The 24,236-nt window shown below is 71.0% G+C and carries 16 protein-coding genes; 6 read left to right on the top strand and 10 right to left on the bottom strand.

The window, feature by feature from the left end; genetic code table 11:
• Positions 1-95 precede the first annotated feature (95 nt).
• From JF597_RS08390 to JF597_RS08380, 3 genes are read left to right on the top strand one after another with little or no spacing between them, the layout of a single operon-like run.
• Complete coding sequence (locus JF597_RS08390; protein WP_293991187.1) at positions 96-992, top strand: metal-dependent hydrolase; 897 nt, start codon at positions 96-98, stop codon at positions 990-992.
• Positions 992-2,023 carry a PDR/VanB family oxidoreductase gene (locus tag JF597_RS08385; RefSeq protein ID WP_293991185.1) on the top strand — a complete coding sequence of 344 codons (1,032 nt, stop codon included), beginning with the start codon at positions 992-994 and terminating at the stop codon, positions 2,021-2,023. The genes JF597_RS08390 and JF597_RS08385 overlap by 1 nt, the downstream gene beginning before the upstream one ends.
• A 56-nt stretch (positions 2,024-2,079) precedes the next feature.
• Positions 2,080-2,769: a TetR/AcrR family transcriptional regulator gene (locus JF597_RS08380; protein ID WP_293991183.1), complete on the top strand. Its 690-nt coding sequence runs from the start codon at positions 2,080-2,082 to the stop codon at positions 2,767-2,769.
• 179 nt (positions 2,770-2,948) lie between these two features.
• Here the strand turns inward: JF597_RS08380 and JF597_RS08375 are convergent, their stop codons facing one another.
• From JF597_RS08375 to pulA, 7 genes are all read right to left on the bottom strand, one after another.
• Positions 2,949-3,305, bottom strand: coding sequence for an isomerase (locus JF597_RS08375; protein ID WP_293991181.1), 357 nt, complete (start codon positions 3,303-3,305; stop codon positions 2,949-2,951).
• A 71-nt stretch (positions 3,306-3,376) separates the two neighbouring features.
• Positions 3,377-4,231, bottom strand: coding sequence for an ABC transporter permease (locus tag JF597_RS08370; RefSeq protein ID WP_293991179.1), 855 nt, complete (start codon positions 4,229-4,231; stop codon positions 3,377-3,379).
• Positions 4,228-5,283, bottom strand: coding sequence for an ATP-binding cassette domain-containing protein (locus tag JF597_RS08365; RefSeq protein ID WP_293991242.1), 1,056 nt, complete (start codon positions 5,281-5,283; stop codon positions 4,228-4,230). The genes JF597_RS08370 and JF597_RS08365 overlap by 4 nt, the downstream gene beginning before the upstream one ends.
• Positions 5,284-5,401: 118 nt before the next feature.
• Positions 5,402-5,557, bottom strand: coding sequence for a VenA family class IV lanthipeptide (locus JF597_RS08360; RefSeq protein ID WP_293991177.1), 156 nt, complete (start codon positions 5,555-5,557; stop codon positions 5,402-5,404).
• 48 nt (positions 5,558-5,605) lie between these two features.
• A complete protein-coding gene (gene lanL, locus JF597_RS08355) occupies positions 5,606-8,509 on the bottom strand; it encodes a class IV lanthionine synthetase LanL (RefSeq protein WP_293991175.1) in 2,904 nt (967 codons plus the stop codon).
• 571 nt (positions 8,510-9,080) lie between these two features.
• Positions 9,081-10,715, bottom strand: a complete 1,635-nt coding sequence (locus JF597_RS08350) for a fused response regulator/phosphatase (RefSeq protein ID WP_293991173.1) — start codon at positions 10,713-10,715, stop codon at positions 9,081-9,083.
• A gap of 73 nt (positions 10,716-10,788) precedes the next feature.
• Positions 10,789-16,155, bottom strand: a complete 5,367-nt coding sequence (gene pulA / locus JF597_RS08345; RefSeq protein WP_293991171.1) for a pullulanase-type alpha-1,6-glucosidase — start codon at positions 16,153-16,155, stop codon at positions 10,789-10,791.
• A gap of 201 nt (positions 16,156-16,356) precedes the next feature.
• On the opposite strand from pulA, the gene JF597_RS08340 reads away from it, so the two are divergent.
• Complete coding sequence (locus tag JF597_RS08340) at positions 16,357-18,429, top strand: carbohydrate-binding module family 20 domain-containing protein (RefSeq protein ID WP_293991169.1); 2,073 nt, start codon at positions 16,357-16,359, stop codon at positions 18,427-18,429.
• A gap of 152 nt (positions 18,430-18,581) precedes the next feature.
• Positions 18,582-19,172, top strand: coding sequence for a DUF4232 domain-containing protein (locus JF597_RS08335; RefSeq protein WP_293991167.1), 591 nt, complete (start codon positions 18,582-18,584; stop codon positions 19,170-19,172).
• A gap of 25 nt (positions 19,173-19,197) precedes the next feature.
• On the opposite strand, the gene JF597_RS08330 is transcribed toward JF597_RS08335, so the two are convergent.
• Entirely contained in the window at positions 19,198-19,977 is a 780-nt protein-coding gene (locus JF597_RS08330; RefSeq protein ID WP_293991166.1) for a glucose 1-dehydrogenase, read from the bottom strand.
• 86 nt (positions 19,978-20,063) lie between these two features.
• Between JF597_RS08330 and JF597_RS08325 the strand changes: the two genes are divergently transcribed.
• The gene (locus JF597_RS08325; RefSeq protein ID WP_293991164.1) at positions 20,064-20,930 is read left to right on the top strand and encodes a helix-turn-helix transcriptional regulator; all 867 of its coding nucleotides are present in this window, start codon (positions 20,064-20,066) and stop codon (positions 20,928-20,930) included.
• Here JF597_RS08325 and JF597_RS08320 read toward each other — a convergent pair.
• Both JF597_RS08320 and JF597_RS08315 read right to left on the bottom strand, forming a co-directional pair.
• Entirely contained in the window at positions 20,906-22,279 is a 1,374-nt protein-coding gene (locus tag JF597_RS08320; RefSeq protein ID WP_293991162.1) for an alpha-amylase family protein, read from the bottom strand. The genes JF597_RS08325 and JF597_RS08320 overlap by 25 nt on opposite strands.
• Positions 22,280-22,438: 159 nt before the next feature.
• Positions 22,439-24,127, bottom strand: coding sequence for a glycoside hydrolase family 13 protein (locus JF597_RS08315; RefSeq protein ID WP_293991240.1), 1,689 nt, complete (start codon positions 24,125-24,127; stop codon positions 22,439-22,441).
• Positions 24,128-24,236 lie beyond the last annotated feature (109 nt).

The following is a 24,236-nucleotide window of genomic DNA, read 5'->3' as shown; positions in this document are numbered from 1 at the left end:
GCGGGCGGTGCGTCGGCGCCCCTTGCTGACACTTCGCGTAAACAAGGTGGGCCGAAGGTCTTCTCACCCCACCTACCCGTCAGTACATTGACGCCATGTCCAACAAGCAGCCGCAGCCGGTGCAGTCCGAGCACATCGCGCTCAAGGCCCGCAACGTGTCCTTCGCCTGGGAGGGCACCCCCCTGCACTGGGTGCCCGGCGACCCCTTCGCGACGCACACCATCAACGTGCTGCACATGCTGCTGCCCGCCGGCGAGCGCTGGTTCGTGCACGTCTACAAGCAGGTGCTGCCGCTCATCCGCGACGAGCGGCTGCGCGCGGACGTCGTCGGGTTCATCGGGCAGGAGGCCATGCACTCCCAGGCCCATGACGAGGTGCTCCCCCACCTCCGGGAGCAGGGCCTCGACCCGACGCCGTACACCGCCCAGGTCGACTGGTTCTTCGAGAAACTGCTCGGCGACCGGACCCTGCAGCCCGGGAGGGCCAGCCGCTGGTGGCTGCTCGAAAGGGTCGCGCTGATCGCGGCCATCGAGCACTACACCGCCTTCCTCGGCGACTGGGTGCTCAACGCCCGGGAACTGGACCGGCGCGGCGCCGACCCGATGATGCTGGACCTGCTGCGCTGGCACGGCGCCGAGGAGGTCGAGCACCGGTCGGTCGCCTTCGACCTGTTCCTGCACCTCGACGGCGGCTACCGGCGCCGGGTGCGGACCTGGGCGACGGCGTTCACGGCGATCGTGTTCCTGTGGCAGCGCGGCGCCCGCTTCTTCATGGCGAACGACCCGACGCTCGACCGGGGCCGGGCCCGGCTCCGGGACTTCTACCTCGCCGGCCGGCGCGGCACGCTGCCCGCCACCGGAGACATGCTGAAGTCGATCCCGCGCTACCTCAGCCGGACCTACCACCCGTCCCAGGAAGGCTCCACCGAGCAGGCCGTCGCCTACCTGGTCTCCTCCCCCGCCGCGCGCGCCGCCGAGCAGGAGGGCAGGTGATGACGCCGAGGCTGCGGACCGCCGTCGCCGTCGCGGGCGCCGCGCTGCTGGTCAGGCGGGCCCTGCGCCGCCGGATCGAGGCCTCCCCGCTGTGGCCGATGCCGGCCCTGGACCCGCCGACCTCCGGGCGGCCGCGCTCCCGGGCGCTGCGGCTGCTCGTCGCCTCGCACCGGACGATCGCCGACGGGGTCGTCCAACTGCGCCTGGAGGGAGGACAGTTGCCGCCCTGGCAGCCCGGCGCCCACCTCGACGTGGTGCTGCCGTCCGGGCTGGTCCGGCAGTACTCGCTCTGCGGGGACCCGGCCGACACCTCGTCGTACACGGTCGCCGCCCGGCTGGTCGCGGACGGGCGGGGCGGCTCCCGGGAGGTGCACGAGCAGGTCGTGGCGGGCATGGAGCTGGAGGTGCGCGGGCCGCGCAACCGTTTCCCGCTCGTCGAGGCAGCCTCGTACGTGTTCGTGGCCGGGGGCATCGGGATCACACCGATCCTGTCGATGGTGCGGGCGGTGCCGGACGGGGTGGCGTGGCGGCTGCTGTACTGCGGGCGGACGCGCGGGTCCATGCCGTTCCTCGCGGAGCTGGCCGGGGACGAGCGGGTCACGGTCGTCGCGGAGGACGAGGACGGGCGCCCGGACCTCGGCGCGCTGGCCGTCCCGGAGGGCGCGGCGGTGTACTGCTGCGGTCCGGAGGGGCTGATGGCGGCGGTGGCGGAGCGGTTCCCGGCGGTCCGCCTCGAACGTTTCGCGCCGCGCGCCGACAGCGGCGGCGACCACGCCTTCGAACTCGAACTCCGGCGCAGCGGACGGACCTTGACGGTCCCGGCCGACTCGTCCGTGCTGGCCGCGGTACGTGCGGAGCTGCCCGACACCCCCTATTCCTGTGCCCAGGGGTTCTGCGGGACCTGTCAACAGCGGGTTCTGGAGGGGGAGGTGGAGCACCGGGACGAACTCCTCACGGACACGGAGCGTGCCGACTCGATGCTCATCTGTGTCTCGCGGGCCCGAAGTGGGAGACTTGTGCTGGATCTGTGAACACCCGTGAAGGGCCGGGTCCGTGGGAGGCCGGATCCGATCGGTAAGGTGTTCGCATGACAACCGGGGTACGCCGCAGGATGGGAGTCGAGGAGCGGCGGCAGCAGTTGATCGGCGTCGCCCTCGAACTGTTCAGCCGTCGCTCGCCTGACGAGGTCTCGATCGACGAGATAGCCTCGGCCGCGGGCATCTCGCGGCCGCTGGTCTACCACTACTTCCCCGGCAAACTCAGTCTGTACGAGGCCGCGTTGAAGCGGGCCTCGGAGGATCTCGCGGACCGCTTCCACGAGCCGCACGAGGGCCCGCTCGGGGCCAGGCTGCTCCGTGTGATGCGCCGGTTCTTCGACTTCGTCGACGAACACGGGCCCGGCTTCGCGGCGTTGATGCGCGGTGGCCCCGCGGTCGGCTCCTCGGCGACCAACGCCCTCATCGACTCGGTACGGCAGGCCGCCTACGAGCAGATCCTCGCCCACCTCGGCATCACCGAGGCGCCGCCCCGCCTGGAACTGGTCATCCGCTCCTGGATCTCGCTCGCCGAGTCGACGGCGCTGATCTGGCTGGACGGGCGGCGCATCCCGCGTGCCGAGCTGGAGATCCAGCTCGTCCATGACTTCGCGGCGCTGACCGCCGTGAGCGCGGCGTACGACGAGGAGATGACGGCGCTGGTGAAGCGGATGGTGCAAGGGGAGCCGAACGACGGGCCGTTCGCCGACCTGGCCGCCCGACTGATCGCCCTGGCGGGCTAGCCCCCCCGTACCGGGCGCCTGGGCCGTCGTTCGGCTGCGGCGCCGTCGTGGTCGCTCGCGCAGTTCCCCGCGCCCCTGAAGGGGCGCTCACCGCAGCGCCCTGCTTTCAGGGGCGCTGGGGGAGGAACTGCGCGACCAGCCCCCGCGGCGCCGCAGCCGGACCACCGGCCGGAGCAGACCTAGCTCTCGTACTTCCGGTACGACGGGTCCAGGTCCCGCACCTCCGCCGACGCGTGCAGTACGAACCCCTCCGGCTTCAGGTGCTCCCGCAGCAGCTCCAGGGTCGTCTCGGTCAGCTTCGCCTTCGTCTCGTCGGTGCGGCCGGCCAGCAGGCCGAAGGTCACGTGGACGATGACGTGCGCCCCGTCGGTGTCGTAGCCGAAGGCGGTCTCGTCGGCGGCGCGGAACAGGGTCTTGCAGGCCTCCGGCTTGGCCGCCGCGATCTCGACCACGGCGGTGTGCAGGGCCCGGGCGAAGCCCGCCCTGTCGAAGGCGGGGCCCGCCGTGGCGGTGTAGTCGACGGTGATCTGCGGCATGAGCACTCCTGTTCTACGGCAACGGGGCCCAGCCTAGGGCCCGTCCCGGCGGGCCGGTGCGTGCCCTGGTGTCATTCGGGGCGGCCGAAGCGGTGGGCCGCCCAGAGCAGGGCCATGGCTCCGCCGGCCAGCAGGACGGCGCCCTCCAGGAGCAGGGGCGGCTGCCGGCCGAACCACTCGACGCCGACGCCGGCCGCCTGGTGCGGTACCCGCAGGGCGATGCAGCGGCGGATCAGGTCCACTCCGTAGGCGAGCGGGTTGACGACGGACAGGGTGTGGGCCCAGCCCGGCAGGTTCGCCAGCGGGAAGAAGCCGCCGGAGAGGAACAGCAGCGGCATCATCACCAGGCCGAGCAGCATCTGGAAGATCTCGGGCCGGTCGAGGCTGACGGCCAGCAGCAGTGACAGGGCCGTGATGGTGAAGGAGGCGAGGACCAGGGCGGCGAGGAGCAGGGCCAGCAGGAGCGGGTCGTAGGGCAGGCCGACGGCGCCGCCCAGGCCGAGCAGGACGGCGCCCTGCACCGTGGAGACGAGGGTGCCGCCGGCGCAGCTGCCGAGCAGGAGGGTGGACCGGCGGACCGGGGCCATCAGGAGTTCGCGCAGGTAGCCGCTCTGCCGGTCGGTGATCAGGCGGATGCCGACGATGATGGCCGGTGCCTGGACCGTCATGATCAGCATGCCCGGGAAGAGGTAGGCCTGGTAGCCGACGCCCAGCGAGGAGTCCGGGATCAGGGCGGCCAGGCCACCGCCCAGCACGAAGAGGTAGAGCACCGGCTGGAGCAGCATCAGGGCGGTGTGGACGCGCTGGACGGACAGGCGCAGCAGATCGCGGTGGACCAGGGCGTGGACGGCGCGCAGTTCGTGGCGCAGGCGGGTCCCGGGCGCACGGCCGAGGCCGGTGGCGTCAGGGGTGGCGGGCGCGGTCACGGGGCCTCCTCCGCTGCTGCCGTGGGGGCGGCCGGTGCCCGGTGCGGCCCGGGGACGTGGATGCTACGGCCGGCGTGGTGGAAGAAGACGTCGTCGAGGGTCGGCGGGGTCGCGGACGCGGCGTGCACCGCGATGCCGTGGTCCGCCAGCGCCACGCACAGGCGGGGGATCCAGGCGCTGCCGTCGGGCACCCGCAGCGACACCCCTTCGGTGCCCAGGGTGACGGCGTGGCCCGGCGGCGCCGTCCGGCCCACGACCTCCCGGGCCGCCGCGTCGTCGCCGGTGCGCAGCACCACCAGGTCGTCGCCGATCGCGGCCTTCAGGGCGAGGGGCGTGCCCTGGGCGACGAGCCGGCCGTGGTCGATGATGCCGAGGCGGTCGCAGTGCTCCGCCTCCTCCAGGTAGTGGGTGGTGACGAAGAGCGTGCAGCCGTGCCGGCCGGGCAGTGCGCGCAGGTGTTCCCAGATCTGGGCACGGGCGTGCGGGTCGAGTCCGGTGGTCGGCTCGTCGAGGAACAGCACCCGAGGGGCGTGCAGCAGGCCGCGGGCGAGTTCGAGACGGCGGCGCATGCCTCCGGACAGGGTGCGTACCGGGGACCGCCGCCGGTCGGTCAGTCCGGCCGTTTCGAGCATCTCGGTGACGCGCAGGCGGGCCTGGCGGCGGCGCAGTCCGTAGAGGCGGGCATGGATGTGCAGGTTCTGTTCGGCCGTCAGGTCCGGGTCCAGGGCGCTGTGCTGGAAGAGCATCCCGACCGCTGCGCGTACCCGGTCCGGCCGGCCGAGCACGTCGACACCGGCCACCGTGGCCTGTCCGGCGGTGGGGCGGGCCAGCGCGCACAGCAGGGCGAGGGTGGTGGACTTCCCCGCGCCGTTGGGGCCGAGGAAGGCGTAGGTCTCGCCTTCGAGCACGTTCAGGTCCAGGCCGCGGACGGCGTGGATGGCGGTTCCGGCCGGGCCCGGGTAGCTCTTGACGAGGCCGCGTGTGCTGATGGCGTACCCGGTCCGGGCGGCGGGCTGCGTGGCGTCCGGGTGCGTGACGGAGGCGGTCGGCATGGCGGTCCGGGTGCGGGCGCCGTCACCGGCGGGTGGCTGCATGGTCGGGTCCTCGTCCACGTGGGTGCGGCTCCGGCCGGTGGCCGCCCGAGGGCGGCCACCGGCCGGAGGTTTTCGGCTAGGCGCAGCTGACGCCCACGCAGACCGTGTTGAGCAGCGTCAGCAGGCCGACGCACGCGCACGTCCCGGAGTACGACGCCCCGTCGAAGTCGACCGGGTCGGTCTCCGGCAGGGCGTGCAGCTCGGCCAGCAGCTCAAGGGCCTGGTTCTCCATGACATTCTCCTTCTGTGAGCGGTTGCGACAGGGGGATTTTCCTGTCGCTCAGCCCGGCTGCTGGACGGTCCAGTGCCGGGAGTCGGTGTGGCGGGTCCGCAGGAGGAACGCCAGGATTCCTGCGGATCCGTCGCTCCAGCTCGTCGAGACGTCCCCGTACTCGTTGGGGAAGACGACGTGCCGGTCGCGGTGGGCGCGTTCGGAGACGATCAGGCGGGCCAGGCCGTCGGCCATCGCCCGGTAGGCGGGGTCCCCGGTGGCGTCGGCCATGTCGAGGAGGAAGTCGCCGTTGCCGGCCAGTCCGTGGCACTGGGTCAGGGCTGCCCGGGAGGCCCGCTCCACGACGGCGTGCGTGGCGCCGCGGGCGAGGTCGCCGAATCGTTTGTCCCCGGTCCGCTGCCAGAGCCGGACCAGGAAGGTGCCGATGCCCGCCGAACCGTGGCACCAGTAGGGGGCCGTGGGCGGGTCGGTGGCCTGGGCGGGCCACTGGGCCGCTCCGCCGACCAGCACGGCGTTGGCCACCAGGTGCTCCCCGGCCGCGACGGCCAGCGCCAGGTGTTCCGGCCGGCCGGAGACGTCGGCGGCGGCGAGGAGGAAGCTGCCGATCCCGGCCGTTCCGTGCGCGAAGCCCAGGTAGCGTTTGCCGGCCTCCTCGGAGACGGCTTCCGCGGGGACGGGCCAGCTCACGCCGGACGGCTCGGGCTGGGCCGCGGCGGCCAGCCGGTCGGCCGCGTCGACGACCAGTTCGGCCAGGCGTGGGTCGCCGGTGCGGTGCCACAGGTGGGCGGCGGCGAGTCCGCTGCCCGCGCAGCCGTGGGTGATGTCGTGACTGGGTGTCGGCTCCAGCGGGGCGAGTGCCAGGGCCAGCGCGTGGTCCGTGAGCGTGCGGTCGTCGACGGCGCGTCCGGTGTCGTACAGCGCCCAGGCGATGCCGCGGCCGCCGAAGTGCAGGCCCGGGCGGATGGCGCGGGTGTCGGTACGGGCGGCGATCCAGGTGCCCGCCGTGCGGATCGGATCCGGCAGGCGTGGGTCGCCGGTGAGCTCGAAGTACCGGGTCAGGACCGCCAGTACGCCTGCGGCGCCCTGCTGCACGGTGCAGGGACCGGTCTCGCCGGCCAGGGTGGACACGGGCCACAGCCGCCGGTCGTCGCGCGGGGTCATCGAGTCGACGAGGTGGTCCACCATGCCGGTGACCGCATCCTGTACCACCCCGTCCGCACCGGCCGTCCACAGCTGCCCGACGGCTGCCCACGGCGCCCCGGCGGCGGATGGCGGCGGCACGGCGGCCGATCCCGGCACCCCAGCGGCCGAACGTGGCGCCACGGCAGCCGATCGCGGCGCCCCAGCAGCGGATCGCTGCGGACCGGCGGATGGTGGCCCCCCAGCGGTGGACGGCGGCGCCCCGGCAGCGGACGGCGGCGCCCCAGCGGCGGACGGCGGCGCCCCAGCGGCGGACGGCGGCGCCCCGGCGGTGGGCTGCTCCGGGCGGGACGGGGCCGCGGTGCGGAGGGCCGGGCGGGCCCTGGCGGGGGTCCAGCGCGCGGCGGGGTCGTCCTTCGTCAGCCCGAGGATCGTCTCCGGCACGCCGTCCGGCAGGTGCAACGTTTCGTCGCAGGCGGCCAGCCACTCCGCGAACCGCTGTTCGGCGGTCCTGGTGTCCGGTTCCTCGGGCAGCAGGTTCGGTATCTTCCCGGCGAGCACGAAACACACGGTGGCGCCGAGGCTGTAGTAGTCGGCCGTCACGGAGACCGGCGCGTCCGCCAGGCGCTCGGGGGCGCTGAAGCCGGGGGTCCCCACCCGGGTCGGGAGCGGGACGTCGTCCTCCAGGACGGCGAGCTCCAGGTCGATGAGACGCAGTTCGCCGTCGGGGCGGACCATGACGTTGCCGGGTGTGAAGTCCCTCAGTACGCAGCCGCGGGCGTGGGCCGCCGCGACCAGCTCCACCAGGCGTCCGGCCTGGGCGAGCGCGTCCGCGCGGTAGCGCTCGCTCCCGACGTCCCGGAAGCGCTCGGCGACCCAGGTGCGCAGGGGCACGCCCGGCACTTCCTCCTGGGCGAGGAACAGGTGCCCGCCCGTCTCGAACATCGCGAGCGGCTCCGGCGCCAGCCCCGTGCCCTTGAGCTTCTCCAGCGTCCTGGCCTCGGCCCGCAGCCAGTCTCGGACGTCGGAGCCGGACGCGTCGCCCTCGACGTGCGGCCGGGCCTCCTTGATCACCACAGGTGCGCCCGTGGTGACGTCGGTGCCCCGGTAGACGCCGCCCTTGTTGGTGTGCCGGATCGCCTCCCGCACGGAGAACCGGCCGCCGAGCAGTACGGGGCGGTTCGCCGTCTTCTTCTCCGCCCGCGGGGGCAGCGGTACCGAAGCGGGAAAGGGGCTGACCGCCCAGGAGGGCGGGGAATACTGCCCGGTGCGCTTGTCCTCCACGGGATTTCCGTCGGGGTCCTCGATGAACCAGACCAGCAGCCCCTGGTCCGAAAGCCGCCGCCGGCCGACGAAGGCGCCGTAGCGGTAGTGCACCAGACTGTGCGGGGCATAGGGCTGGTCGGACAGGATCCGGGGGCCGGCCAGTCCCGCCGTGGCCACGTGCAGTTCGAGCGCCAATCGGGCGGCGGCGGTGTCCGTGGCCGGGTACACGGTGATGAACTTGCCCGAGCTTCCTCGTGGCGTGGCGCGGGAATTGAGCGCGCCCACCTGTTCGAGCGACCGCACGAACTTGAATCCCGACTCGTCGCGCAGCAGCACTTCCAAAGCTTTCTCAAGCACTTTCGGCGCGGAGGCGGCCGTCGCGGAGACGTGTAATTTCCAGCCCTGCCGACGCCGCATACCGGACTGGTGGGTGAGGCGGCACCACATCTCGTCCGCGTCGGTCGTCCAACGCGCGCCGGTACCTGTGGCCTGTAACGCCCGGCGGAGCAGACTTTCGAGTTCGAATTCGGTTGCATGGCTCGTCATGCGTGTCCCTCTCAACGGCGAGAACCGCTGGTTGGAATATGCCTTCGGTGACGAGAAACGTACAACTCGCGTCGACCGGGCCGCTACTTGCTTCGATGAGCGCACGGTGTTGCAGCGGCAATAGAGGGCGCAGTCCGGCGCAACTATAGGCGTATAAGCGCCACCGCGCCGGAAAATAATTCACGCGTTCGATGGCAGCGGAGACCGCACTCCGGGAACCATAAACAGTGTGCACCAATTAACTCGGAATCAAATCCCGGTGACCGGGATGAATTCAGGAGTCCCACGCCGACACGCCGACCCCAGCTTTCCCAGCGGATCTCATGTGCCGGACGACGGAGGATTCCGCTCCACATTCTTTACCGGCCGGTCCGCCGTTTCGATCACATAGGGAATCGGCCACGAATAGTGACAGTCATGGCCACGGCGACCGCCATCGGCACGGAATACCCCGTACCACTTCTCGGCGCCTTTCGGTTCCGCTCGACCTCGCGCGATTCCGCTCGTTTCCGCTCGAATTCGCCAAAGCATCAGCTGGGACCGGCCGGCGTTCCTCCGCGGCGACCCGCGGTCAGAGACCGGCCCGGTCCGCCAGGCTCAGCGCGAGGAGTGCGATGTCGTCCTCGCGGTCCCGGCCGAAGCAGGCGAGGAGCGTGTCGCACAGGGCGTCCAGGCCGGGCAGGGCGCCGCCGGCGGCGGCCCGGAGGTGTTCCATGGAGACCGTGAGGTCGGTGCCGCGCGTCTCGATCAGGCCGTCGGTGACCATGAGGAGCCGGTCGGTGGGTTCGAGGACCACCTCGGTGGGCGGCGGGTGCGGCAGGCCCACCCCGAGCAGCGGACCCGACGCCTTGACGTACTCGGCGCTGCCGTCGTCGCCCAGTATCAGCGGCGGGATGTGCCCGGCGTTGGCGATGCGGGTGCGCCCGGTCCCCGGATCGACGAGGGCCAGGCAGACGGTGGCCGTGACCTCGGCGTGGTAGTGCTGGAGCACCTGGTCGAGCCGTTCGGCGAGGGCGGCCGGGTCGCTCTCGGTGAGGCAGTAGGCGCGCAGCGCGTGCCGCAGTTCGACCATGACGGTGGCCGCGTCCAGCGAGTGCCCCACGACGTCCCCCACCGCGGTGAGCACCCCGTCGCCGACCCGCAGCGCGGCGTAGAAGTCGCCGCCGATCTCGGTCTCCTGTGAGGCGGGCTGGTAGCGCACCGCTATGTCGACGCCCGGCAGCTCCGGCAGCTGGTGCGGGCGGGGCAGGAAGCTGTGCTGGAGGGTGAGCGCGACATGCCGCTCCACCTGGTACATGAGCAGCGGCTCGGCGGCGAGCGCGGTGGCCTGGGCCAGCTGGGCCAGCAGCGCCTCGTTCTCGGGATCGACCCTGCGCTGCCCGCGGGTGGGGGTGGCCACGCAGACCGGCACCTTGCCGTCCTGGGTGAGGACCAGCGTCAGCCGGGCGTCGTGCTGCACCCCGGGCCGGAAGAAACCGGTGGGCCACAGCGGCGTCGGCACGGTGGTGATCCGGACCCCGGACTGCCCGCGGGTGAGCCGCCGCAGCAGACCGGCGACGTCCCGGTGCGCGCCCTCGTCCGGCAGGGCCAGGGAGGTGCGCTCCCGGTACAGGCCGCGGTACAGCTCGTCGTCCTGGTCGAGGACGAAGACGGCGGCGGGGCAGCCGAGGAGGCGTGCGGCGCCGTCCGCGGCGGCGTCCGCCAGTTCGTGCAGCGAGCGCGCCGCCTGGATGGTGACGATCGTCTCCGACAGCAGTTTCAGCCGCCGCACCAGCGCCTGGTCGTCGGCGCGCAGCCGGGCGGCACGTACCGCGGCCCGGACCGCCGCCTCGATCTCCTCGGGCTCGGCGGGCACCGTCAGATACGCCTCGGCCCCCGTGTCCAGTCCCGGGCAGCGGTCCGCCGGTGCGACCCGGAGGGCCGAGAAGTGCACGACGGGCAGGCCGGCCATGTGCGGCCGCTCCTTGAGCCGGCGGCACAGCTCGAAGCCGCTCATGTCCGGCAGGTTCAGGTCGACGAGGGCCACGTCCGGCAGGGACCCCTTGCGCAGCCGTACGTCGAGTTCGGCGAGCGCCTGCCGGCCGTCGGCGACGGCCACGACCTGGTGACCGGCCCGGCGCAGGACGGTGCCCATCGCGTACCGGCTCGCGGGCTCGTCGTCCACGACCAGCACGGTCGTGTCTGTCAGCTTGCCGTTGACGTCCATTCTCCCAGCCTCTGGACAGCGCAGGTGGGGCAGTGCCCAGTGCCGGGCCTGCCCCACCGCCGTAAGGCCACGGTCACGTCGTCCGGGAGAACACCGCCACCGTGCGTCCCGGAACCACGAACGTACCCGTTTCCGGCTCGTACGATGCGGACTTGACGACGGAGTCCGCGCCCGCCGCCTGCACCGGGTGCAGCCGGTAGCCGGTTCCGGCCAGGGCGCCCACCCGCTGTTCCTGCCGCTCGGGGCTCGCGTTGAACACGACGACCAGGTCACCGAGTTCCATGGTGATCACGCCGGGCGTCTCGTCCTTCCCCGACAGCGGGAAGGAGAGCTCCGACTGGACCCGCGCCGCCGTGCCCAGCGAGAACGCCTTGTCGGTCGTACGGATCTTCAGCAGGTCCCGGTAGGCGGCCGAGGCCCCGTCGATCTGCGCGCACCCGACCTTCACCGACGTCAGCAGCGGCTTGGCGTAGGACCACTTGGACCGGTTGTCGGCGGCCATGGGCAGCCCGCGGCCGAAGCCGTTGCCGTCGGCGCAGTTCCAGTGGATGGCGTTGAACCAGTCGCCGCTGTCGAAGGAGTTGCGGTCCAGGGACTTGGAGCGCAGCAGGTCGGTGCCGGCCTGGGAGAGCGAGGGTCCCTGCGAGAGGGCGGCCGTGGCCATCGCCAGGACCTGCATCCGGGCCCGGTCGGACGCGGAGGTGCCGGACGGCAGTTTGTACGTCAGCGCGTCGAACAGCGACTCGTTGTCGTGCGCGTCGACATAGGCGAGGGCGTCGCCGGGCGCGTCGGCGTACCCCGCGGGCGAGCCGTTGTAGTCGATCTCGGCGCCGGTGACCTCCTTGCCGCCGGTGTCGGTGAACCGGTACTTCGCGAGGTTGCCGGTCAGGCCGACCTTGATCAGGTCCTGGTAGTGCAGCAGCCGGGCCTTCTGCTCGGCCGCGGTGCCGTTGGCCGTGGAGGAGTTGGGGTCGGTGTAGAGGCCGGACGCGAAGCCCTGGATGCCGGGGTCGTCGTCGAAGGGGCTGCCGCCGCGTACGGCGTCCCGGGCACGGTCGGAGAAGGTGGCGATGCCGGTGCCGGCCATGTTCTGCTGCGTGGCCTGCACGAACCGGGCGTCGTTCGCGACCTCGCCGAAGTTCCAGCCCTCGCCGTACAGGATGATCTTCTTGCCGTCGACCCCGTCCTTCTTCAGGGTCAGCGCGTCCAGGGCCTTGCGGACCGCGAGGATGTTGGCCTTCGGGTGGTGGCCCATCAGGTCGAAGCGGAACCCGTCGACCTTGTACTCCTTGGCCCAGGTGACGATCGAGTCCACCACCAGCTTGCCCATCATGGCGTTCTCGGGCGCGGTGTTGGCGCAGCAGGTGCTGTTGGCGACGCTGCCGTCGGCGAGCAGCCGCTGGTAGTAGCCGGGCACGATCCGGTCGAGGACGCTCGTGTCCGCCTCACCGTCGGCCGCGGTGTGGTTGTAGACGACGTCCATGACGACCCGCAGCCCGTCGTCGTTGAGCGACTTGACCATCTTCCGGAACTGGACGGTGCGCGCGGTGCCGTCCGGGTCGGTGGCGTACGAGCCCTCCGGGACCGTGAAGTGGTACGGGTCGTAACCCCAGTTGTAGGCGTCCTTCGCGGCCACCGCGGCGACGCACTCCTGCTGCTTCTCCGAGTCGGCCGGGTAGGAGGCGAGGTCGCAGCCGGGGCTCGCCTGGTCGGCCTTCTTCTCGGGCACGGTGGCGAAGTCGAAGACCGGGAGGAGGTGGACGTACGAGGTCCCGGACTTCGCGAGGGCCTTGAGGTGCCTGGAGCCGTCGCTGTTCCTGTCGGTGAAGGCGAGGTACGTGCCCCGGTCGGCGGCCGGGACGGTGGCGTCCGCCACCGAGAAGTCCCGGACGTGCAGCTCCTGGATCTGGGCGTCCTTCATCGGTACGGCCCTGGGCTTGGTGTACGTCGACCAGCCGTTCGGCGCGAGCGACCTGTCGTTCAGGTCGACGACGAGGCTGCGCCCGGAGTCGGCGGTGAGGGCGACCGAGTAGGGGTCGGTGACCTTGTTGGTGACGATCTTCTGGACGCTGGGCGCCCAGACCTTCACGACGTACCGGTAGGGCCTGTTCTTCCAGGAGGCGGGGCCGGTGACGGACCAGACGCCGGTGGCGGCGTCACGGTGCATCGCCTTCAGCGAGCCGTCGAGTTCGAGGGCGACGCTCTGCGCGGTCGGCGCCCACACGGAGAGCGTGGGCTTTCCGTGGTGGAAGACCGGGCCGAGGTCCGCCGCCGTGGCCCTGGCGTACACGTCGTCGAGGACCCCGGCGGTCTGCACGCCGGTCGCGGCCAGCACCGCGCCGTTGGCGGCGCGCTGGGAGGCGACGAGCTGTCCGCCGAGCGCCTCGCGCACCCGGGCCCGGTCGCGCGGGTCCACCGACCAGGCCGTGTAGTCCTTCAGGTAGGGGAACTTCGCCTTCTGGGCGTCGGTGAGGGTGGTCTTCGTCAGCCGCAGCCACCGCTCGTCGTCGCTGGTCAGAGCCCCGTCCTTGACGGCGATCGAACCGTCGTGGGAGTAGACCAGCTGGGTGGAGGCCGCGCCGTCGACGCCGTCCCAGGCGACGGTGTCCCGGTCGATCCAGACCGCCTTGGAGGTGGCCAGGTCGAGCGCGGCCGCGCTGCCGGCGGGCTGCGGGAGCAGGTACTTCTCCTGGCCGTTCAACAGCCACACCTCGTGGCCACTGGCCTTGAGGTCGAGTGACTGGTCGGCGGAGAGGTCCTTCTCGTCGCCCTTGTGGATGATGTAGCTGAGGCTGGTGGCACCCTCGGTGAGCGGTACCTCGAAGACCGCGCCATAGGCATCAGTCTTCACCGGCTGCAGGGGGTTCGACCAGTCGGTGGGGTTCGCGGCGCCCGTCCAGACGTGCAGGCCCCAGCCGTCGTAGTCCCCGTCGGCGCGGTGGTAGTGGATGATCGCCTTGGTGGTGTCCTGCGCCGGGTAGTCGGGCTTCGTCGTGAGGACGTCCGCCTTCCCCTGCTCGATCCAGACCTCGCCCGTCCTGGTGACGTCGATGGAGCGGTCGGCGGAGACGTCCTTGTTGCCGTCCTTGTCGATGACCAGGAAGTCGACGTTCGACGCGCCGGACTTCAGCTTGACGTAGGCGAAGGCGCCGTACGCGTCCCGGCCGATGAAGGGGTGGCTCGCCGGCCAGGTGGTCGCCTCGCCGTCGGCGAGGTCGCCCCAGGCGTACAGGCCCCAGTCGGCGTAGTCGCCGTCGGTGCGCTTGTAGTGGACGACCACGTAGTCGCGGGAGGAGGCGGTGGGGGTCTCGGCGGCGGGCGGGGTGCCGCTGGTGCTCTCGGCGAGTGCGCTGCTCGTGTGCCCTGCGGAGTCGGTCACGACCGCCTTGTAGCGCAGGGGGGTGCCGGCCGGGACGTCCTCGGCGATGGTCTGGGTGACCTGGTAGGGGGCGTGGTCGGCGGAGCCGAGGGTGGTCCACTTGCCGTCGCCGACCTGGGCGGCGAAGACGACCCGGTTCAGCTGTCCGCCGGTGACGTCCGCGGTGAGGTCGACGGTGCCGGTGGCGCCGGCGGCGGGGGCCCGGAGAGTGATCGCCGGGGTGGTGGCGGGCTTGGCGAGGGGGCCGGCCGCCTTGTAGACGACGGCGGACTCGGCGGGGACGGTGACGGTGACGCCGTTGTCCGTACCGGACGTCACGGTGCCGTCGGTGCCGTAGACGGCGCGGTAGCGCATGCCGGCGGAGCCGGTCGCGAAGGTCGCCGTCCTGGCGGTGTCGGCGTTGTTGAAGGCGACCACGTACTCCTGGCCGGTCTTCGCGTCCGTCCGGGTGAACGCGTAGACGCCGGCGCCGTCGGCGGCGTAACGCTCGGTCTGGACGCCGTCGGCGAGGGCCGGGTTGTCCTTGCGGAGCTTGCCGAGAGCGCTGATCTGCTTGTAGAGCGGTGCGCTGGTGTCGTAGGAGTCACTGGCGGCCGTGCGGTCGGTGCCGATCTCGTCGTCGTCCAGGTAGTCGGCGACCTTCGACGCGAACATCGTCTGCCGGGCGTCCTTGTCGCCGCCGGAGCCGGTGAAGCCCTGCTCGTCTCCGTAGTAGACGACCGGGTTGCCCCGGCTGAGGAACATCACCTCGTTGGCGAGCCTGTCCTTGGCGAGCAGCTGCGCGTCCGTGGCCTTCGGGTTGTCCTGCTTCAGGAAGTACCCGATCCGGCCCATGTCGTGGTTGCCGAGGAAGGTGACCTCTTCGTAGGCGTTCGCCTTGTCGGTCGTGTACTTGTAGTCGTCGCCGAAGACGCTCGCCAGCTTCTGCGCGCTGGCGCCCTGGGAGGCGTAGGAGCGGGCCGCGTCCTGGAAGGGGAAGTCGAGGGTCGCGTCGAGGCGGCCCCGGGTGACGTACGGCGAGGTGACGGAGGTGTCCGCGGAGTACGTCTCGCCGAACATGAAGAAGTTCTTACGGCCGTGCCGGGCCGCGTACTCGTCCAGCGCGGTCGCCCACTGGGTCCAGAACTCCATGTTCACGTTCTTGACGGTGTCGATCCGGAAGCCGTCGATGGCGAAGTCCTTCACCCACCGCTCGTAGATCTTCTCCATGCCGTGCACGACCTCGGGCCGCTCGGTCCACAGGTCATCCAGGCCCGAGAAGTCGCCGTAGGTCGCGGACTCGCCGGCGAACGTGGAGTCGCCCCGGTTGTGGTACATCGTCGGGTCGTTGAGCCACGACGGCACCTTGCTGTCGCTCGTCACGGTCGGCGTGCGCGGGAAGGAGGCGGTGGAGACGGCCGGGAACTTCTTCTTCCCGTCCGCGTAGTCTGCGTCGTCGAAGGGCCGCCCGTCCTTGGTCAGGTAGGGGAAGGCGCCCTTGGAGAGGTAGTCGTAGGACTTCTCCTGGTAGTCGACGACGTCGGCGGTGTGGTTGGTGATGACGTCGAAGAAGACCTTCATGCCCTTGGCGTGCGCCTTGGAGATGAGGGTCTGAAGGTCCTTGTTGGTCCCGAAGTGCGGGTCGACCTGGGTGAAGTCGGTGATCCAGTACCCGTGGTAGCCGGCCGAGGCGTTGCTCCCGGTCCCCTGCACGGGCTTGTTCTTGAAGATCGGGGCCATCCAGATGGCGGTGGTGCCGAGCCCCTTGATGTAGTCGAGCCGCCGGGTCAGGCCCTTGAGGTCGCCGCCCTGGTAGAAGCCCTTGTCGGTGGGGTCGTAGCCGGTGGAGAGCCGGGAGCCGGTGAGGCCGCCCTTGTCGTTGCTCTTGTCCCCGTTGGCGAAACGGTCCGGCATGACGAAGTAGAACTGCTCGCGGGTGTCGTCGTGCCGGGCGGGCTCGGCGGCGAGCTTCGCGTCGGAGGGCGGCGCGGGCGGGGCTGCGGCGTGCGCGGCGACCGGCTGCACGAGCGCGGCGGCGAGGGCGGCGACGGCGACGGCCGCGACCCGTCTGACATGTATCACCGGTATGAACTCCTAGCGATAGCGGCTCTCTTGGGTCCGACCCGGCGCGACCGTATCGCTAACGAAAGGTTTACAGCAAGAGGCTTGAAACTCACAGCAAGAACTTTCACGAGGCGTATTGACGGCCTGTCTCAACTGCCGCACGCTCACGGGTTGTTGAAACCTGTCCCGTTCGTCTCGGATCTCGTTTCGGAGCCGCACATGACCACCAGACACCGCCCCCCGGGTGTCTTCCGGCGCACGGCCGGCGCAGTAGCCGCGGGCGCCCTGGCGCTCGCGGGCCTGATCGCCCTCCCCGCCTCCCCCGCACACGCCGACACCACCGCCAAGGGCGACGTGATCGCCAACCTCTGGGAATGGAACTGGAACTCGATCGCGTCCGAGTGCACGAACGTGCTCGGACCGGCCGGGTACGGCGCGGTGCAGGTCGCCCCGCCCTCCGAGTCCCTCAAGCAGTCCAGCTACTACTGGTGGGACGTCTACCAGCCCTACTCGTACACCCTGAACAGCCGCTTCGGCACGGCGACGCAGTTCGCCGCGATGGTCACCGCCTGCCACACCGCGGGCGTGAAGGTCTACACCGACGCGGTGATCAACCACACCGCCGCCCAGACCGGCACCGGCTACGACGGCACCACCATCACCAGCAAGTACGACACCCCGGACTGGGACCCGAGCGACTACCACACCTCCGCCGACTGCCCCACCTCCGACCTGACCATCCAGGACTACTCCAACCTCACCCAGGTCCAGAACTGCGAACTGCTGGGCCTGCCCGACCTCAAGACCAGCGCCGACAACGTCCGTTCGGGCCTCGCGGCCTTCCTCAACAAGCAGATCGCGCTGGGCGTCGACGGCTTCCGCGTCGACTCGGCCAAGCACATCCCGGCCACCGACATGGCGGCCATCGTCGCCAAACTGAACACCACGGCCTCCGGCGCGGCGCCGTACGTCTTCGACGAGGTCTACCCGGGCTCGACCCCGCAGCCCAGTGACTACTACGGCTCCGGTGACGTCCTGGACTTCACCTACGCCAGTCAGATGAAGTCGGCGTTCGAGGGCAACGTCAGCAACCTCTCCTCCCTCTCCAGCAGCGGCATCCTGCCCGCCGCCAACTCGGTGTCCTTCGTGACCAACCACGACACCGAGCGCAACGGTCTGCACATGAGCTACAAGGACGGCGACAGCTACAGGCTCGCCAACCTCTTCGAGCTCGCCTACAAGTGGTCGACGCCGACCATCTACTCCAGCTGGCAGTGGACCCAGAGCGACCAGGCACCGCCGAACTCCGCGGGCTTCGTCACCGACACGGACTGCTCCAGCGGCTGGAACTGCCTCGACCGCGACACCGCGGTCGTCGGCATGGTCGCCTGGCACAACGCGGCCGGCGGCGCGGCCGTCTCCAACTGGCAGACCATGTCGTCGAACGTCATCGGCTTCGGCCGCAGCGGCGCCGGTTTCTTCGCCGTCAACAACGGCTCGTCGTCGGCCACCTACACCTTCGCGACGGGCATGGCCGACGGCACGTACTCCGACGTCATCGACGGCGGCGCCAGCACGGTCACCGTCTCCGGCGGCAACGCGAGCATCACGATCCCCGCGAAGGACGCCGTCGCCTTCTACAACTCCTCCTACACCTGCACGGTCGGCTGCGACGACAGCGGCAGCGGCGGCTCCACCTCCACGGTGACCGCGACCTTCAACGAGTACGCGCCCACCACCACCGGCACCAACGTCTACGTCGTCGGCTCCATCGACGCCCTGGGCGGCTGGGACACCTCGAAGGCGATCCGGCTCTCGTCCTCCGGATACCCGATCTGGTCGGGCACGGCGAGCGTGCCGATCAACACGTCCTTCACGTACAAATACATAAAGAAGGACAGCTCAGGCAATGTCACCTGGGAGTCCAACGCCAACAGATCGGCCACGACCACCGCATCGGCGGTCTCCCTCGACAACTCCTGGAACGTGGCGAACGCCGACGCCACCTACGTCACCTTCAACGAGTACGCCACGACCGACTACGGCACCAACGTCTACGTCGTCGGCTCCCTCGCCTCCCTCGGTTCCTGGAACACCAGCGACGCGATCCCGCTGTCCTCGGAGTCGTACCCGACGTGGAGCAAGCTGGTGATCGTCCCGAAGAGCACGGCCTTCACGTACAAGTACATCAAGAAGGACGGCTCCGGGAACGTGACCTGGGAGTCGGGCACGAACCGGTCGTACACGACGGGCACCTCGGCCGGCTACACGACGAGCGACACCTGGAAGTAGCCGAGCGGGGGCGGACGGGTACGGAAATTTCCTGCCGCCTCCCGTGAACAATTCCGGAGCACCGCGCATCTGACCTTGTGTACGGCACACGAAGCCGGCGCGGGCCGCACGCCGCGGCCCGCGCCTCGGAGCGCGAGTGGAGCACTGTCACCGTGAACGCACACCGGAACACCACCGACCTGTCCACCACCACCCGGCACCGCACCGGCCGCAGGCTCGGCCGTACGGTGCTGGCCGCGGCGGCCGTCGCCGGCCTGGGGCTCGCCTGGGCCGGTACCGCCGAGGCCGCGGGCCCGAGCACCGCCGGGGCCACCCCCACCTGCTCCGCCGCCGCGCTCAAGGCCACCTTCGGCCAAGGGCTCGCCGGCGGCATGAACCACCAGGGTGTGGTCATCAGGCTGCGCAACCTCAGCGGGAAGACCTGTGCGCTGCGCGGCTACCCGGGCCTGGGCCTGGAGAACTCCGCGCACAAGGCGATCACGACCCACACGCACTGGGGCAACACCTGGTACGCCAAGGACCCGGGCAAGAAGACCCTGGTCCTCAAGGACGGCCAGAGCGCCGAGGCCGTCGTCGCCTGGACCCACGCCAACACCGGCACCTCGGGCGCGGTGCACGCCTCCTACCTGGAGATCACCCCGCCCGCCTCGACCAAGCACAAGACGCTGGCGTTCCCCCAGTGGGTCGACCACGGCGACCTCTCCGTCACCGCGCTGGCCAGGCACATCGACGTCACGGACTGACGTCCCGCGCCATGGACGGCGGCGCCTACGCCCCGGCCCCGCCGTCCACCTGCAGAATCGCGCCCGACACGAAGGAGGCCCGGTCGCTCAGGAGCCACGCGGCGGCTTCGGCGATTTCCTCCGGGGCGGCCATGCGGCGCAGGGGCGACACGGACTCTATGTGGTCGATGACGCCGGGGGTGGCCGCCTCCCAGTCGCGGATCATCTCGGTGAGCGTGCCGCCGGGGGCGACGGCGTTGACGCGGATGCCCTCGGGGCCGTACGTGACGGCGGCCGACTCGGTGAGGCTGTTGACGGCGCGCTTCAGGGCGCCGTAGACCGGCAGGACGGGGTTGGCGCGCAGACTGCCGATGGAGGAGTTGTTGACGATGGCGCCGGTGCCCGCGGTGGCGCGGATGGCGGCGACCTCGGCGGTCATGGCCAGCCAGACGCCCTTGAGGTTGACCGCGGTGAGGTGGTCGAACTCGGCCTCCGGGAGTTCGTCCAGGGGGCCGGGGTGGTGCTGGCCGATCGCGCCGTTGTTGAAGGCGAGGTCGAGGCGGCCGTAGACCTCCACGGTACGGTCGACGGCGGCGCGGACGCTCGCCGCGTCCGCCAGGTCGCAGACCATGTGGTCGGCGGTGCCGCCGGCCGCGCGGATCTCCTCGGCCACCGTCTTGAGCTGGTCCTCCGTGCGGGCCGCGAGCAGCACCCGGGCGCCCTCGCGGGCGAAGAGCCGGGCCGCCGCCGCGCCGATCCCGCGCCCGGCTCCGCTGATGAAGGCGACCTTGCCGGCCAGGAGGCCGGTGTTCACTGTGTTGTCCATGGCGTCGAGCCTGCATCCGGGCGCGGGGCGCAGCCAGGCACCGGCGGTACCTGGATGAGGGCGGGCGGACGGGTGACACTGGACGCGTGGACAGGCAAGAACTCGCCGCTTTCCTGCGCAGCCGGCGTGAGCGGATCTCCCCCGCCGAGGTGGGGCTGCCCCGGGGCCCGCGGCGCCGTACTCCCGGGCTGCGGCGCGAGGAGGTGGCGCAGCTGGCGTTCATCTCGACGGAGTACTACACGCGTCTTGAGCAGGCCCGGGGGCCGCGGCCGTCGCGTGAGGTGCTGGGCGGGCTGACGCGGGCGCTGCGGCTGTCCGATGCCGAGCGCACCCATCTGCACCACCTGGCGGGGGCGCCCCCGGGGCCGCCGCCCGGGCCCCCGCGTGAGGTGCGGCAGAGTCTGCTCGACCTGTTGCGCAGGATGCCGCAGGCCGCCGCGTTCGTGATCTCCGCGACCTTCGAGGTGCTGGCCTGGAACGATCTGGCGGCCGCCCTCATGGAGGACTTCTCCGCGCTGCTCCCGCGCGACCGCAACCTGATGCGCCGTGCCTTCCTGACCCCGCGCCCGGCGGGCAGCAGGCTGTACGGGGTGTCGGACGTGGACGCCTTCGCCCGGCTCTCGGCGCAGCGGCTGCGGGCCGTGGCCGGCCGGTACCCCGACTCGCCGGAGGTGACCGGCCTGGTGGCCGAACTCCTCGCCGGGAGCGAGGAGTTCGGGCGGCTGTGGGAGTTGCACGACGTGTCCGCCGAGCCGACCCTGGTCAAGACGTTCCGGCACCCGGTGGTGGGCCCGGTCACCGTCAACTGCGACGCCCTGGACGTCACCGACCGGGACCAGCAGGTCGTGATCTACACCGCCACCCCGGGGTCACGGTCCGAGGAGGCGCTGCGGCTGCTGTCGGTGATCGGGACGCAGCGGATGGATCCTCAGCAGGTGGACTTCCCGGCGTAGATCGCGAGGGCGGTGTTCGAGGCCAGGGTGGCGGTGAACTGGCCGCTCGCATTGACCGTCACCGACGTGTTCGCCTGCACGTTGCAGTACGTCCCGGCCGGCAGCGACGTCTGGTAGGTCCGGGTCAGCGAGCCGGGCTCGTGGTTGATGGCGACGTAGCCCTTGGCGCCCCGGCCGAAGGCGATCGCGTCGGCGCCGTCGTCCCACCAGTTCGTGACCGCCGTGCCGCGCACCGCGTTGCGGAAGGCGACCATGCGGATGATCTCCGGCCAGGCGTGCTGGCACTTCCAGCCGTCCTGCCAGCAGGCGTTCACCACCCCGTTGTCGGGCGGTCCGGCGTCCGCGTCCGACCACTCGTAGCCGGAGTTGATGTCCGGGGCGCCGTAGGGGTAGGCGAGCATGAAGACGTTGGCCAGGGTGTAGTTGGCGCCGTCCTTGTAGTTCAGCGTGGAGCCGTTGCGCTCGGTGTCGTGGTTGTCGACGAAGACCCCGGCGACCGAGCTGCTCATGTACCCCCAGCCCTCGCCGTAGTTCTTCAGGTAGGCGAGGTTCTCGTCGTTGAAGACGCGCTTGAGGTCGTAGGCGTAGCGGAACTCCTGGACGTCCCCGTTGCCGGTGTACTCGGTGGGCTGGACGGCCTCGCCCGCGCCGTAGATGACCTCCTGTTTCCAGTACACGGAGGGGTTGGTCAGCCGGGTCTTGATGTTGGCGAGGTCCTCGGCCGGGATGTGCTTGGCCGCGTCGATGCGGAAGCCGTCGACGCCGAGGCCGAGCAGGTCGTTCAGGTAGCCGGCGATGGTCTTGCGGACGTACTCCTCGCCGGTGTCCAGGTCGGCGAGGCCGACGAGTTCGCAGTGCTGGACGTTCCAGCGGTCGGCGTAGTCGGAGACAGGGGAGGTGCAGTCGTCGAAGTCGTACGAGGAGTACAGGCCGGGGTAGTTGTACTTCGTGTACGACGAGCCGCCGGTGCCGGTGCCGCTGCCCGCGGACATGTGGTTGATGACGGTGTCGACGACCACCTTCACGCCCGCCGCGTGGCAGGTGTTCACCATGTTCTGGAAGGAGGTGCGGTCGCCGAGCCGGCCCGCGATCTTGTACGACACCGGCTGGTACGACGTCCACCACTGCGAGCCCTGTATGTGCTCGGCGGGCGGGGAGACCTGGACGTATCCGTAGCCCGCGGGGCCGAGGGTGCTGGTGCACTCCTTGGCGACCGAGCCGTAGTTCCACTCGAAGAGGACGGCGGTGACGTCCTTGGTGCCGGGCGGGGAGGCCGACGCGACGGACGGGGTCATGACAACGCTACAGGCGGCCAGCGCCAGTGCGGCGGAGAGGGTCTTACGTGCCATGTGGGGTTCCTTCACCATTGAAGGCTCTTGCAGAAACCTTGCTGAAACCTTGCGGTTGCGCAGATGTTAAGGGCCCGCTCCCCGGATGGGTAGCGGGCCCTGTGAAGTTGCTGCAAGAAGTTACCGAGTGACGCCCCGTCAGGCGGTGTCGGGCGGAGGTCAGGCGGTGGTCCACCACACGGTGGTGTCGGCCGGCAGCTTCGCCTCGCCGTCCGCCTCGGTCAGTTCACCGCTGGCGAGCAGCACCCTGCCGTACGCCGGAGTCGTCACCGACTCCCCGCTCGTGTTCGCGACGCACACGAACTCCCCGCGGCGGAAGGCGAGTACGCCCTCCGGGGCGCGCAGCCACTCCACCGCGTCGCCCGCGCCGAGGTCGGCCTGCTCACGCCGGACGCGCAGCGCGCTGCGGTAGAGCTCCAGGGTGGAGCCGGCCACCCCGGTCTGCGCCGCCACGCTCAGCTCGCCCCAGTTCGCGGGCTGCGGCAGCCAACTGCCCCCGGGCCCGAAGCCGTACGACGAGCCCTCCCGCTCCCACGGGATCGGCACCCGGCAGCCGTCCCGGAAGCCGTCCTGCCCCTCGCCCCGGAAGTACGCGGGGTCCTGGCGGACCTCGTCGGGCAGGTCCACGACGTCCGGGAGGCCCAGCTCCTCGCCCTGGTAGACGTAGGCCGAGCCGGGCAGCGCGAGCATGAGGAGGGTGGCCGCCCGCGCCCTGCGCAGACCCAGTTCCCGGTCGCCGGCCGTGCGGATCTGGGTGCCGAGGCCGGGCGGGTTGGCGAAGCGGGTGGCGTGCCGGGTGACGTCGTGGTTGGACAGCACCCAGGTGGCGGGGGCGCCGACCGGGCGCATCGCCTCCAGGGTGCGGTCGATGACCTTGCGGAGTTCGGCGGCGTCCCACTCCGTGCTCAGGTACTGGAAGTTGAACGCCTGGTGCAGCTCGTCCGGGCGGACGTAGTTCGCGGTGCGCTCGACGGTCGGGGTCCACGCCTCGGCCACAAAAATACGCTCTGGGGGTACCCCCGGCCGAAGGCTGGGGGAGTACTCGTCCAGCACGTGCCGCCACTGCCGGTAGACCTCGTGGACGCCGTCCTGGTCGAAGAACGGCATGACATCGTTGCCCAGCAGCTTCAGCTGTTCGGCGCCGCCGATGTCCGGCAGCCCCGCCGCCTTCACCAGGCCGTGGGCGACGTCGATGCGGAAGCCGTCCACGCCCATGTCCAGCCAGAACCGCAGGATGGAACGGAACTCGTCGCCGACGGCGGGGTGTTCCCAGTTGAAGTCGGGCTGCTCCGGGGCGAAGAGGTGGAGGTACCACTCGCCGTCCGCCACCCGGGTCCAGGCCGGACCGCCGAAGATGGACTCCCAGTCGTTGGGCGGGAGTTCGCCGTTCTCGCCCTTGCCCGGCCGGAAGTGGTACCGGTCGCGCGACGGCGAGCCGGGGCCCTCCGCCAGCGCCCGCTTGAACCACTCGTGCTGGTCCGAGGAGTGGTTGGGCACCAGGTCGACGATGATCCGCAGCCCCAGTCCATGGGCGTCCCGGATCAGCGCGTCCGCGTCCAGCAGGTTGCCGAACATGGGGTCCACGGCCCGGTAGTCGGCGACGTCGTAGCCGGCGTCGGCCTGCGGGGAGGCGTAGAACGGGCTGAGCCACACGGCGTCGACACCGAGGTCACGCAGGTACGGGAGTCTGGAGCGCACGCCTTCCAGATCACCCATCCCGTCGCCGTTGCTGTCGGCGAAGCTGCGCGGATAGACCTGGTAGATCACCGCGTCCCGCCACCAGTCGCGGCGACGGGCGATGGTGGCGGTAGTCGGGGCCGGGTCGGCGGCGGAGTGCTGCTGGCTCATGGCGTCCTTGATGCGTCGTAACACGGTCATCGGGTCAGAGGGTGGATGTAGAGGCGGCCGTGGTCACAGCGGGGTCGGATGGAGACCACGACCGCCAACCCGCGCGTTC

This window comes from Streptomyces sp., from assembly GCF_019510245.1.
GTDB lineage: Bacteria > Actinomycetota > Actinomycetes > Streptomycetales > Streptomycetaceae > Streptomyces.
This window is presented reverse-complemented; position numbering and strand designations above follow the sequence as displayed.